This window comes from Pelolinea submarina (assembly GCF_003966975.1).
GTDB classification, from domain to species: domain Bacteria; phylum Chloroflexota; class Anaerolineae; order Anaerolineales; family Anaerolineaceae; genus Pelolinea; species Pelolinea submarina.
This window is the reverse complement of the sequence record NZ_AP018437.1, coordinates 1,146,306-1,159,168: the sequence shown is the minus strand read 5'-3', so window position 1 is coordinate 1,159,168 and position 12,863 is coordinate 1,146,306. Positions and strand designations below refer to the sequence as shown.

At 55.3% G+C, this 12,863-nt stretch carries 13 protein-coding genes; 1 reads left to right on the top strand and 12 read right to left on the bottom strand.

The features are described from left to right. Positions 1-492 precede the first annotated feature (492 nt). From Pelsub_RS05085 to Pelsub_RS05035, 12 genes are all read right to left on the bottom strand, one after another. On the bottom strand, positions 493-1,464 hold the full coding sequence (locus tag Pelsub_RS05085) for a 4Fe-4S dicluster domain-containing protein (RefSeq protein WP_116224803.1): 972 nt from the start codon (positions 1,462-1,464) through the stop codon (positions 493-495). Positions 1,465-1,474: 10 nt separating this feature from the next. Further along, on the bottom strand, positions 1,475-2,317 hold the full coding sequence (locus tag Pelsub_RS05080; RefSeq protein ID WP_116224804.1) for an FAD/NAD(P)-binding protein: 843 nt from the start codon (positions 2,315-2,317) through the stop codon (positions 1,475-1,477). After that, positions 2,314-3,336 carry a 4Fe-4S dicluster domain-containing protein gene (locus tag Pelsub_RS05075; RefSeq protein WP_158674986.1) on the bottom strand — a complete coding sequence of 341 codons (1,023 nt, stop codon included), beginning with the start codon at positions 3,334-3,336 and terminating at the stop codon, positions 2,314-2,316. The genes Pelsub_RS05080 and Pelsub_RS05075 overlap by 4 nt, the downstream gene beginning before the upstream one ends. A 4-nt stretch (positions 3,337-3,340) precedes the next feature. Further along, on the bottom strand, positions 3,341-4,291 hold the full coding sequence (locus Pelsub_RS05070) for a 4Fe-4S dicluster domain-containing protein (protein WP_116224806.1): 951 nt from the start codon (positions 4,289-4,291) through the stop codon (positions 3,341-3,343). Next, positions 4,278-4,727 (bottom strand): hydrogenase iron-sulfur subunit, encoded by a 450-nt coding sequence (locus Pelsub_RS05065; RefSeq protein ID WP_116224807.1) that lies wholly within the window; start codon positions 4,725-4,727, stop codon positions 4,278-4,280. Before Pelsub_RS05065 ends, Pelsub_RS05070 begins: the two co-directional genes overlap by 14 nt. Beyond that, complete coding sequence (locus tag Pelsub_RS05060; RefSeq protein WP_116224808.1) at positions 4,724-5,323, bottom strand: 4Fe-4S binding protein; 600 nt, start codon at positions 5,321-5,323, stop codon at positions 4,724-4,726. Before Pelsub_RS05060 ends, Pelsub_RS05065 begins: the two co-directional genes overlap by 4 nt. Next, entirely contained in the window at positions 5,313-7,205 is a 1,893-nt protein-coding gene (locus Pelsub_RS05055) for a hydrogenase iron-sulfur subunit (RefSeq protein ID WP_198418399.1), read from the bottom strand. The genes Pelsub_RS05060 and Pelsub_RS05055 overlap by 11 nt, the downstream gene beginning before the upstream one ends. A 15-nt stretch (positions 7,206-7,220) precedes the next feature. Beyond that, positions 7,221-7,829 carry an FAD-dependent oxidoreductase gene (locus Pelsub_RS15840; RefSeq protein WP_198418398.1) on the bottom strand — a complete coding sequence of 203 codons (609 nt, stop codon included), beginning with the start codon at positions 7,827-7,829 and terminating at the stop codon, positions 7,221-7,223. Between the two features lie 36 nt (positions 7,830-7,865). Further along, the gene (locus Pelsub_RS05050; RefSeq protein ID WP_116224810.1) at positions 7,866-8,390 is read right to left on the bottom strand and encodes a 4Fe-4S dicluster domain-containing protein; all 525 of its coding nucleotides are present in this window, start codon (positions 8,388-8,390) and stop codon (positions 7,866-7,868) included. A gap of 18 nt (positions 8,391-8,408) precedes the next feature. Next, positions 8,409-10,295, bottom strand: coding sequence for an aldehyde ferredoxin oxidoreductase family protein (locus Pelsub_RS05045; protein WP_116224811.1), 1,887 nt, complete (start codon positions 10,293-10,295; stop codon positions 8,409-8,411). 34 nt (positions 10,296-10,329) lie between these two features. Continuing rightward, positions 10,330-10,614 (bottom strand): MoaD/ThiS family protein, encoded by a 285-nt coding sequence (locus Pelsub_RS05040; protein WP_116224812.1) that lies wholly within the window; start codon positions 10,612-10,614, stop codon positions 10,330-10,332. Between the two features lie 170 nt (positions 10,615-10,784). After that, complete coding sequence (locus Pelsub_RS05035; RefSeq protein WP_116224813.1) at positions 10,785-11,444, bottom strand: YggS family pyridoxal phosphate-dependent enzyme; 660 nt, start codon at positions 11,442-11,444, stop codon at positions 10,785-10,787. Positions 11,445-11,638: 194 nt separating this feature from the next. Here Pelsub_RS05035 and Pelsub_RS05030 point away from each other — a divergent pair, with 194 nt between their 5' ends. Further along, positions 11,639-12,856 (top strand): MDR family MFS transporter, encoded by a 1,218-nt coding sequence (locus tag Pelsub_RS05030; protein WP_126440403.1) that lies wholly within the window; start codon positions 11,639-11,641, stop codon positions 12,854-12,856. Positions 12,857-12,863 lie beyond the last annotated feature (7 nt).

Here is a 12,863-nt window from a genome sequence, read left to right as displayed (position 1 = left end):
AAGCATCCGCAGCCGTAATTTTGAAAATTTTGGATAGAGTTATTTTAATCTATACCTTTCCTCGCACTCATGTCATTGCGAGGAACGTAGTGACGATCGCAGAGCATTCCCTCGGGGAATCGCAAAGCACCCTCTTGGAGAGAGCAATCTCAGCTTTGAGATAGGATAGATAAAAGGAAGAAGGAGCAGGTATTGAATCGTGGAGATGTGAGCAAAGAGCTGAGATTGCCACGTCGCTTGCCCACAGAAAAGCGAGTGGGCAAGCTCCTCGCAATGACAGATTTTGGATTATTTTTTATTAATTGCAGGTAATTTCATATTAAATAATTTTTTCTGTCTCGTCCTTGGCTTACAAATACAAAATAAAAATTCCGAACTTCAGAAGAAATTCGGAATCATGATGGTTCACTTTATCTGTGTGAATCAAATTTTTAAAAGTGTTTTGGTTTTATCCGTGTTTATCTGTGGCAAAAACCAAAAAACTCAAGCGTCCTATTCAGGCTTTTCTTCGATATTGCGCCCGCCCTTGAGCGAAAAGATCAGGTCGCGCCGTTTGAGCGCGCGCTTGCGGTCGATCTCCACCATTTCGGCTTTCTCATCCGCCAGCTTGAGCAGCGCCTGCGTCCAGGAACCGCTGTGCACTTCGGAATGCGCCACGCGCCAGCGTTCCACCAGCACCGGCAGTTCCGGCGCGTTGGTGATGCGCTGGTGCTTGACCACTTTCTCGACACCGTAATCCTCGGCCACCACTTCGTATTCTTCGATCTCCGGTTTAACCGGGCAGATCTGCATACATGCGCCGCACTTAATGCAATAGTAATCCGCCAGCACCAGCTCGCCCTCGTCATTGATGTGCAGGGCGCGCGTGGGGCAGATATCCGCGCAGGCCAGGCAGCCTTCCACGCACTTCTCGCGCTGCAATTTCACGCTGCCCTTCCAGGGCTGCTGCACGATAAAGGCGCCGTCGCTGGCCACTTCGCACTGCCGGCAGCGGATGCAGTGAGCATCGTCCACCACCAGTGTCTTTTCTTTCTCGTCGTAGCTGATCACGTTGGTGGGGCAGTTGTCGATCACAAAATCCTTGCGCGACCAGTCAAACGCGTCCTTGTTGAACACAGTGGACTGCGTCAGGGTCGGGAAGGCTTCATATTTGATAACGGGATTTTCCACTTCGCCGTTGACGGTCATATCGATGGCGTTCAGCGGGCACATTTCCACGCACTCGCCGCAGAAAACGCACTTGTCCGCGTCCACGTCCACCAGCTGTTTGACGCTCATGCGGCCGTCTTCCAGTACGGCGTCCACGTGCGTCAGGGCATCATGCGGGCAGACAGCCGGGCCAATCTGGCAGCCCACGCAGCGTCCCAGATCCCAGCGCATGATGTAATGGCGCGTGACCATGGCCCGCTCCAGCACAATGGCTTCGGGGCTGCTGTGTTTTTGGGTTAGTCCTCTTCCGGGCATGCGCTACTCCTTAGATGTCCTGCGGCAAGTCGTTCAATTCGGCCAGCGTGAAGACCGGGCCGTCCTTGCAGACGTATTTGGATCCGATATTACAGCGGCCACACTTGCCCACGCCGCACTTCATGCGTTTTTCCAGCGAAGTATAGATCTCCTTGGGCGGAAATCCCAATTCGCTTAGGATGGGCAGGGTGAATTTGGTCATAATGGGCGGGCCGCACACGATCGCCGATGTGTTTTTGGGTGCCGGGGCAACCTTCTTGACCACGTCCGGCACGTAGCCGACGTGATGGTCCCAGCCCTCTTCGGGTACGTCGATGGCCTGGTGGATGACCATGTCGCTGCGGTCATACCAGGATTCGATGTCGGCTTTGTACAGGCACAGCCCCGAATTGCGCGCGCCGTAAACAATGGTCAGTTGGCCGTAATCCTTGCGGTGTTCCTTGTACATAATGTGCTTGGTCAGCGCGTAAAGCGTCGAAAAAGCACAGCCGCCGCCGATGATGACCAGGTTGCGGCCTTTCAGCTTGTCCAGCGGAAAACCGTTGCCTAAGGGGCCGCGCACGCCGACCAGGTCGCCGGGCTGCAAATTGTGAATGGTTTGGGTCAACGAGCCAACGTTTTGTACCGTAAAGCGCACGAACGGGCCTTCCCAGGCAGCCGAGGCGATTCCGAAGGGCGCTTCGCCCTTGCCGAACACGGAAAATTGGCAGAACTGGCCGGGATTGTATTTCTCAAAGAATGCCTTTTGGTCAGTCTTGTTTTCGAAGGTCAACTCAAAAGATTTGAGCGTCAGGTCGCTGGTTTCGTTGATGACGCGCTCAACGCGCATGGGCATGGGTTGGTAGAGGTTCATTTTGCCGCCTCCATTTTCGCGCTGCGCGCCTGTGCGGCGCTCACAATTTCGCGGATGTCGATGTTCACCGGACAATTCACCACGCAGCGGCCGCAGCCGGTACAGCCGAATTCGTTGATGGAATCAATCCAGTAGGCATATTTATGCATGACGCGCTGGCGGGTGCGGGCGGCCTTGTTCGGGCGCGGGTTGTGCCCAGAGGCTTCCTGGGAATACACGCGGAACATGCAGGTATCCCAGTTGCGCACGCGTTCACCGCGCTGTACTTCGTCCACGATGTCGAAGCAGTAGCAGGTCGGGCACAGGTAGGTGCATACGCCGCAACCCAGGCAGGTTTCGGCCACTTCCTTCCAAAAGTCGTCTTCGAACAACGCGTACAGATGATCGCGCAGGTTGGTGTTATCGAATGCCTTGGGCATCTCGGCCGCGCTGGTCTTTTGCAGTGCCTTGACCTTTTTAACGGTGGCCGCGTCGGCTTCTGGCAATTTGTTGATCAGCGCGCTGCCCTTTTCGGTGAAAGCTTCGAATACATAGACGTCTTCCAACTGCGTCATCTGGATATCCGAACCTTCCCTGCCGAAAGGCTCCCCGCCCACGGAGGTGCAGAAACAGGAGGCGCAGGGCGTGTCGCAGCCAAACGAGATCACCAGGCTGTCCGCGCGCCGGCGCTGCCAGTAGGCATCTTCCTCGCCTTTGGCCAGGAAAACGGTATCCAGCAGCCAGAAAGCGCGCGTGTCGCAGGGGCGTACGCCCAGCAGCAAACGCGGTTTGGTTTTCAATTCCGGTGCCTGGAAACGCCCATGCTCAACCGTGAACAGCTTTTCGGACTGCGGCAGGAAAAAAGCCTTGGGCGCGTAAGTGGTATTCACGCGGTTATTGAGCATCATCTCGGCTGGGTCGCCGATGGTCTTGTATTCCAGCCCGTTTTTGGCTTCCGCCGGGGCGGTTACGTCGTATTTTTTGATCCACTGGCTGACCAGCTTGGGGAATTGGTTCACGGGGGTTGTCTTATAGCTCATCGCTCTACTCCTTGAACCGGTTGCGGTCATCCAGCGAGAAGGCCGCGAAGGGCGGCTGGTCGCTGTCGTTGGCGCCCACTTCAAATCCGTACATGTCCTGCATGTCTTCATTCAAGCGGTCGGTAATGTATTCCATTTTAATTTCCATCGGGCAGGCGCGTTCACAGGCGCCGCAGCTCACACAGCGGCCGGTCTGATGGAAAGCGCGGATGATGTGCCAGGCTTGCGTGCCGCCTTTGGAAACCATGCTCTCGCTCCAGCGCGGGGTGATGTGGTCCACGAAACATTCGGTACAGTAGCACATCGGGCAGGCTTCGCGGCAGGCGTAGCAGCGGATGCAGCGCTCGGCCTCTTCGCTGAAGATGGCATAACGCGCGTCGGCGTCCTTGCCCAGGAAAGCAGCCACGTCCGGCGAACGCTGCGCTAAACCTTCCCGCGCGGGCAACTCGCCGATCAGCACGTCCGTCCCCACCGGGTCGGGCTGGCGGCAGTTGCGGCAGGCGCTGTGCAGCACTTCCGCGCGCGCCAGCTTCTTCTCGTCGTCCTTCAGCGTGACCAGCAGGTCTTCGCCGTCTTCGGCCACCGCTAAAATCTCGCCGTCCACGGCACGCTCCAAAGCACGCCAGTCGATGATGCCCCGGCAGGGCACACCGATCAGGTAAAGGTTTTCGCGGTTAAGCTGCTGTTCAACCGTCAAAGCGCGGATGGCGCGGCTTTCACAGCCGCGGCAGATCACGCCGATCTTTTCGTCTTTTGGCCGCTGGGCCAGTAGCGCTGCCAGGTTGTTGGAGCCGAAGCCGTTATCTACTAGCCTTTTACTTTCTTTGGCCTTATGGATGAATACCGGCTGGTTACGCGTGGGCAGGCTGCCCGCTTCGAAACCCAGCACGACATCGACGATTTTTTCGGATAACACGCGCGAGACTTCCTGGCGCAGGGCATCAATATTGGCCATATCTGCCTCCCGCGTTCCCGCTCGCGCTGATCGCGGCGAATTTTTCAGATGGTCCCAACGCAGCCAACTGCGCTTCGAAATCGACCACTTCCTGCTGGATGCGGCCGCGTTCGCTCACATTCATCCATACAAAGCGCACCCGTTCGGGCTGCATGCCCAGGTAGGCCAGCAGCCGGGCGAACTCGTCCAGTTGGCGCCGGGCGCCTAGGTTGCCCTTGATGTAATGGCATTTCTCCGGCATACAGCCGCTGATCAGCACGCCGTCCGCGCCGCTTTGAAAAGCGTTGAGCACGAACATGGGGCTGATGCGGCCGGTGCAGGGAGTCTTGATCAATTTCACATTCTTCGGCAGGTCATTCTCCACCCAGTGCTGGTCATCGGATGCCGCCAGGCAGTATTGGCATTGGAACAGGAAGAAATGCGGTTTGGCGCTCATGCGGCCACCTCTCTGCGCTGCTTCATCATCCAACTGTGGATGTCTTCGATAAATTCTTCGCTGGGGGCAGCGGTGGACAGCTCAATGGAGGTCGAGCGGCACACCGAAGCGCACAACCCGCAGGCCATGCATTTTTCAGCGTTCACCTGCGCAATGGTCAGTTCCTTGCCGCGGAAGGGCACGTTGGTCTTTTCCAACGTAATGGCTTCGTAGGGACAGGCCTGCTCGCATAGGCCGCAGCCCACGCAGGTTTGCGCGTTCACTTTGGCCGATTGGATCACCGGCTTATATCCGGCTTTTACCGCCAGGTGCTTGACCGCGTTGATCACGCTGGAGATATGGATCTCCTGCGGGCAGGCGCTGTAGCACAGGTCGCAGGCTGAGCACAGCCAGGTGGTCGGGCTTTGAAAAGCTTCTTCGCGCATTTCCAGCATGACCATGCGCAGCAGCCGGCGCGGATTGTAATCCGGCTCCAGTTTCTGTTGGATCAGGCAGCGGCTGACGCACGTGCCACAGGAATAGCACCTGTCCAGGTGCTCTCCGCCGGGCACGGCGCGCACCTCATCGGCGAAGGTCAGGGGGCGTTCACTTTCCATCCTTGACCTCCTTGACGCTCATGGCAATAACCATCTTATCCGAATAAGTAGACGCTTCCGGCACCATGGGCACTTCGTACATGCGCCGCGAGCGTTTTTCCAACTCCGGCCGCATAGCGGCGTTTTCAGCCAGGATTTGCTGCATGCCGATATCGTTGATGGTCTGTTGCATTTCGTTAATCACACGTGAATATTTATCGCCTTCAGCCGCGGAAATCCACTCAATGCGGAAACGTCCGTCGCTCATGCCCAGTTTTTCCAGCGTCTTCAGCAAACGGTCGGCGCGGACGGCGCCTACACGTTGGCCGGTGATGTAGTGGCAGTCCTGCGGGTGGCAGCCGGAATACATCACAGCGCCCGCCCCCAGGCGGAAAGCTTCGTAGATAAAGTCGCTGTCCATACGCGCTGAACACATGACGCGGATACCGCGTTCGTTGGAGGAATAATCAAAGTGGCTGGTGCCGGCCAGGTCCGCGCCGCCATAGGAACACCACTGGCAACGGAAAGCGAAGATCTTTTCTTCGGGTTTCTCCGCCAGCAGGGCCCGGATCTGCGCCAGAATCTGCGCGTCGGTATAGTGCATTTGGGTGATGGCGTTGTGTGGGCATTCTGCCACACAGCCGCCGCAGCCGTGGCACTTGGCCGTGGTAATCAGCGCCGCGGTGCCTTTTTCGACCGTGATGGCGCCGTACGGGCAGGCCTTGGCGCACACGCCGCACTGCTTGCCTTCCGCGCTGACACAGCGGTCTTCCCAAACCTGCGCGATGATGGGCTCAATTTGCCACTCATCCGAATGCAGGATGCGGCCGGCGCGCGATGCACAAGCCAAACCGGAAGATACGGAAGCCGGGATGTCCTTCTGCCCCTGGCAGGCGCCCGCCAGGAAAATGCCGTCGGTCGGGCTGTCCACCGGACGCAGCTTGGGATGATATTCCATGAACCAGCCGCCCGGGCTTTGCGAGATATTCAAGATGGAACTGACCGTGTCCACGTCCGGCTGCGGTACAGCCGCCTGGTTGAGCATGACCATGTCATACTCTTTCTCGATTACCTTGCCAAGTGCCTGGTCTTCCGAATGGATATACAGGTTCCTGGTCAGTGGGTCTTCCGAGATCAGGCTGGGGCGTCCCTGAATAAAGTGGATACCCATCTCCCGAGCGCGGTCGTAGAACTCTTCGTAACCCTTGGAGGGTGTGCGGATGTCTATATAGTAAATGGACAGGTCGATGTCCGGATTAGCCTGCTTGAGCAGGATGGCGTTCTTGATAGCGTACATGCAGCAGAAGTTGGAACACCATGGGTTGAAGCGCTTATCGCGTGAACCCACACAGTTGATGATAGCCACGCGCTTGGGATTCAAACCGTCGCTGGGCCGGATCAGGTTGCCCGTGGTGGGGCCGGCTGAGTTGTTCAGGCGTTCCATTTCCATGGCCGTGATCACATTCGGATACTGGCTGTAGCCATATTCAGGGATCACGCTGGGATCAAAGTGGTTGAAGCCCGTGGCGACCACAACAGAGCCGACGTCTTCCCACTCGATTTTATCCTCTTGGCTGAAATCAATCGCATCCAGCGCGCCGCAGGCATCCACGCATTTATAGCAGTGGATACAGGCGTCCATATCAATGGTATACAGCAGGGGAACAGACTGGCTCATGGGAACATAAGCCGCTTTACGCGGAGCCAGGTTCATTTCAAAATAATTGGGTACTTCAACCGGGCAGGCCTTGGCACATTCGCCGCAGCCGTTACAGCGATCCGCGCGCACATAGCGCGCTTTCTCACGCAGTTGCACTTTGAAGTTACCCACGTAGCCTTCTACGCGTTCAACATTGGTGTAGGTCTTGACTGTAATTTTCGGATGACGCGCCGCGTCAACCATTTTAGGTGCGAGAATTCATATACTACAGTCCATGGTCGGGAAGGTCTTATTCAACTGCGCCATGACCCCGCCAATGGTCGGTTCTTTCTCCACTAAAACTGTTTCAATACCCTGATCGGCCAGATCGAGCGCCGCGCTGATGCCGGCAACGCCGCCGCCGATGACCATGGCGCGTTTGGTGACCGGCACCGTGATAAATTCCAGCGGTGTCAGGAAACGCGCTTTGGCAACCGCGGCCGCGGTCAGATCCTTGGCTTTTTCCAGTGCGCCGGCTTTATCGTGCCCATGCGCCCAGGTGCACTGCTCGCGGATGTTAGCCATTTCCATCAGGAAAGGGTTCAATCCGGCTTCCGAGACAGCGCCGCGGAAGGTGGTCTCATGCATACGCACAGAACAGGCTGACACGACCACACGGTTCAGGTTGTACTTTTTGATGTCTTCTTTGATGAGGGACTGGCCGCTGTCGGCGCAGGCGTACAGTGTATCCGTGGCGCGCACCACTCCCGGCAAATGAGAGGCCCATTCGGCCACCTCCGCGGGAGGGATAACGCCTGCGATATTGCTGCCGCAGTGGCAAATATACACACCGATGCGCAGTTCTTCTTGGTTGGGGCTATCGCTCATGCCGCTCCTTTGAAAATAGTGTATTGACTTGCATGACTAACAGGTCGTTTCTTTTAAAGGAATCTTGGGTAAGATCTCATCCTTAATCGACTTGAGGGCATCCCGGCGGGCTTTCTGCGCCTGCTTCTCCGGCGTGGTCAGCTTGAGAGCTTCCTTCGGGCACCACTTCACACACTGCGGGCCGTCTTCTTGATCTTCGCACTGGTCGCATATTTCTACCAGTTTAGTCAGCGGATTAACGGATATCGCGCCGAAATCGCAGGCTTCCACGCACCAGGCGCAAGCGTCACATTTTTGCGCGTTAATAACGATAATTCCCGTATCGGGATCCTGATCCAGCGCGTCCTGCGGGCAGGCCAGCACGCAGGGGGCATTTTCGCAGGTGCGGCAGGCTAACGCGGTGATCAGCACTTCATCCACACGCACCGTACGGATGCGGCTGCGGTAAGTGTTATATTCACCGGTCTTGGTGTAAGAACAAACGTATTCGCAAATCTGGCAGCCGATGCACAAATCCGGATCGCAGTCGATATATTGATATTTCGAAGTTGATGATGGCATTATTCTTCTCCGTTGAGTCTATACGCCAATTTCTTCGGCTACGTCCGGCATACCCAGCTCAATTAACTTGGATTTGGGTATCATGCCTTCCTTTGTCCAGCCTTTGGCTTCGTAATAACAGTCCTTCATATATTCCAGCTCTTCGTTGGAAGTGAAATGTCCGGCTGAAGGGCCTTTGGTCATGGGTTCATTCATCCAGCGGTAAGGCAGGGTATCGTCCGAACGCTTCCAGCCCTCACGGATGTTAAAAGCTTTCTTGATGGTATGGGCACGCTCTCCGATGGGGTCGATGTCTTCATATTGCAGGTCCCAACCGGTGGTCGCGTTGATCAGGTTGACGATGGTCGGCCAGGCGCCCGCCCGGTCGGCTTTGCCGGTAAAGCAGCGCCGGATGAACTTGCACAGCGGCAGGGTATCATATACCGCCGCGTACTCTTCACTGTCTTTAGCCAATTCACCGCGCGTTTCATCCACAGAGAAACGGTCTACCTGACCCTGGATATCCGGGTCGTAGGCAGCTGTGCGGTTGTGGCATGGGCCGCGTGTGCCTACCGCGGAACCCAGCGAGAAGGTCTTCAACCCGCGCGCTTCGTAACCGGCCGGCTCCAGCCCCTTGGAATGCATGGCCCATTTGTAAGTCTCCGTGCCGCGCTCAGCATCAATAGTACTGCTGGCAATGCGCGTGCCATCCGAAAGCAGTTTGCCAATGCCTTCCTTGTCGCGGATCATTTCCGCTGTGGTAACGGCCGCTTCCCCATCGCCAAAGCGCAATTCAAACCCTTCAGGATACTTTTCACACTTAAAATCTTCTTTGGTGAAGATGCCCTTTTCAAAGGTTTCCATCGCCCAGGAAATTGTAATTCCCATAGATATGGCATCCATACCGCTGCTGTCCGCGACGGAAATCAACTTGATTACCGTGTTGATGTCATCAACTCCCAGATTGGAACCGTTGGCAAACAAGCATTCATACTCAATACCGGTCATTGCCCCCGCCCACGGTCCGGTTTTTACCATGGACATTTGTTCACAGGCAATCGGACATTGCGCGCAGGCAATGGTTTTTACTTTGTTGTGTTCATGCAAGTACTCGCCGCTGATCGTCTCCACACCTTCAAAAACGCCTTCGCTGTAATTGCGGGTGGGCAGCAGTCCCAGCTTATTCATATTCAGCATATTCGTGGAAGTACCCAGGATGCGGTATTTGGATGTGTGCGGGCCCTGCGCTTCTTTGACAATGTGGATGGAAAGTTCATTCAGCGCTTTCGGGTCGGCCACTTTAATGCCGTGTGTCCCGCGCACCGAAACAGCTTTCAATTTCTTGGAACCCCATACCGCGCCATGTCCGGTGCGGCCGGCCTGACGGCCGTCGTTGGTCACATTGGCAAAACGCACCATGTTTTCTCCGGATGGGCCGATGGTGGCGGAACGCACTTGATCATCGTTCAACGCTTCGCGAATGGCTTCTTCGGTTTCGAAGGTGCCCAACCCCAATAACTTGGTGGCATCACGAAACTCAATCCGATCGTCGTCAATGAAGATATCCACCCAGCTCTCGCTGGCGCCGTGGATCACCACAGCATCCCAACCCGCGCGTTTCAGCGCGATGGTGAACCAGGAGCCGGATAGACTATCGCCGATGAAACCGGTCATGGGAGATTTGGATGCCAGGCCATATTTGCCGCCCACCGGAACCGGCGTACCGGCAAAAATGCCGTTGGCAATGCAGACGGGATTATCCGGCGAATAAGGGTCGCAGCCCGGTTTGATATTCTCCCAGCACAAGCGGGAAGCCATCGAGACTCCCCCAATCCATAGCTTGTACCATTCTTCGGGTTTGTTCTCCACCCATGTTTTACGTTCAGTCAGATCAATATGTAAAATTTTTCCGCTGTAACCGAACATGCTCACTCCTTATGTCAATAGAATGTACCGGTTTCTATCCGCCGGCTAATAAAGACAGCAATATTAATTTATCGCCATCCATTGGTTTAAAGGTTAATTCATTCTCGTGGATGATCTTTTCGCCGTTCAGGCTGAAAACATTGGTGGGGATCAGGCTTTGTCCGCCCTTTTCAAACACCTCACCAATTAGGGCTGGATATCGTTTTGCCAGGGAGGTAATAACCTGCTGCAGTGTATCCCCAGAGGACAGGGTCAGATCAACTTCGGACTGTCCCGTCAACATTCTGGATACGCCTGTGAACTCAACAACAACACGCATGGTTTCCTCTATTTAATTTTAGCAAATTTCGTCCGGCTTGTTTGGTGTTGTTATGTGCGATGGCTAACAAGTTCGAAATCAAGATATTATGCCAACGATCAGGGAAGATAGCTCTTTTTCTTTCCGACAATACAACCATTACGCATAATTTAGATATATTTTATCATGATTCATTTTCGCGGGCCAAACAAGGCCGTTCCAATACGTACCAGGTTGGCCCCCTCATCTACCGCCACCTTATAGCTGTGGCTCATTCCCATCGATAGCCAGCGCAGTTCCGGATTCTCCTTTTTGATTCGGTCGAATATTTCGCGAGTGGTTTTGAAATATGGGCGTGACAGCTCCGCGTCGCCTGTCAACGGACCCATGGTCATCAGTCCCTGCAATTTCAGGTGCGGCAGAGTACCAATAATAGCAGCCAAATCATCTACCGCTTCCGGCAGCGCGCCGTCCTTATTTTCCTCGCACCCGCTGTTCACCTCGATAAAAACTGGCAATGATTTTTCTTGCTGGGCGCAATATTTCTCCAATGCCCGCGCCAAGCGTGCCGAATCCACCGTTTCCACCAAATCAAAGAGCGAAACCGCCAGGTCAGCCTTATTGCGCTGTAGATGGCCGATCATGTGCCATTCAGCCCGGAAATCGAGCTGCGGCAGCATGGCCTGCGCCTCCTGCACGTAATTATGCCCAAAGCAGCGGATGCCCGCTTCCCAGGCAGCCCGCACCTCTTCAGGTGTGCGCGTCTTGGCCGCCGCCAGCAGGGTAACCTCGTCCGGGATCTCGTGCAGTAATTTTTCGGCGTTTTGCCCGATCAGTTTAAGGGTTTCCATACTAATTTAATTCTAATCCATGGTGAGCAATAATCCATGATATTCAGACCTTTTCTTGTATAAAATAATCATATACAGTCTGACAATAATCGTAATTTGTTAATGTGGAATTGGTTGAGAGCCTGTCGATCGCGTTAATTTTTCAGGATAAAATCTTCATATTGTCTATCGGGAAAGTAAAAGGCAGTTTCAACATGATCAATAAAATTCGCAATACAGTAGAAGAATACCCAAAATCCTTCTGGGTTATGATGTTGGGCCTGTTCATCGACAACCTGGGCGGCAACCTTATTTATCCATTCTTTACTTTGTACGTTACCGCCAAGTTCGGAGTCGGCTTGAGCGTGGTGGGGCTCTTGTTGGGCGCCCAAACCGCCGGACGCATGCTGGGCGGGATCGTCGGCGGCGGGTTGGCCGACCGCTACGGCCGAAAAAAGTTGATGCTGTTCGGCCTGCTGGTTAGCGGGCTGTTCAGTACGGTCATCATCTTCGTCAACCACTTCTACGTGCTTTTCCTGGTGGCAGTCGCCGCGGGCTTCCTGGGCGCCATGAGCGGGCCGGCGCATCAGGCCATGCTGGCGGACATCCTGCCCGAAAATAAACGTTCCAGCGGCTTTGGTGTGCTGCGCGTGGTCTATAACCTGACCGTCGCCATCGGACCCCTGATCGGCGGGTTCATCTCGGATTTCTCCTACAACTGGCTATTCATCGGCGACGCCATCACCAGCACCATCACGTTCTTCATCGTACTAAAGCTGCTGGATGAAACCCTGCCGGAGAAGTTATCCGCGCAAGAGGAAGAGGAACGCAAGTCGGACAAGATCGGCTTGAAGGGTTACCTGCAGGTGCTCAAAGACCGCGATTACGTGCTGCTGCTGGGTTTCCTGATGCTGACCTTCGCGGTCATGATGCAGATGCTCTCTACGTTGTCTGTTTATATGCGCGATGTGCAGGGCTTTCCGAACCGCTATTACGGTTACATCCTCAGTCTGAACGCTGTCATGGTGGTGGTCATGCAATTCTGGGTTACCCGTCAGGCAGATAAGATGAAGCCGCTGATCGCGCTGGCCATCGGCGCGGCCTTCTCCACCGCCGGTTACGCCATGTTCGGTTTCGTCAACGGCCTGCTGCCCTTCGCGCTGGCCATGGCCATCCTGACCATCGGTGAGATGGTCATCGATCCGCTCAGCCAGACCCTGGCAGCCAAATTCGCGCCCGAGGATAAACGCGGGCGCTACATGGCCGCGCTCAACCTGAGCACTAACCTGTCTTATCTAATCACACCTTACCTGGCCGGTCTGGTGATCGACAACTACGACCCGCACTGGGTTTGGTATGCCTGCGGCATCGTTGGCAGCGTGGCTGTACTGGGGTACATCTGGCTGCACTTTCGGACGGGGAAAAAAGCCTGATCGCATG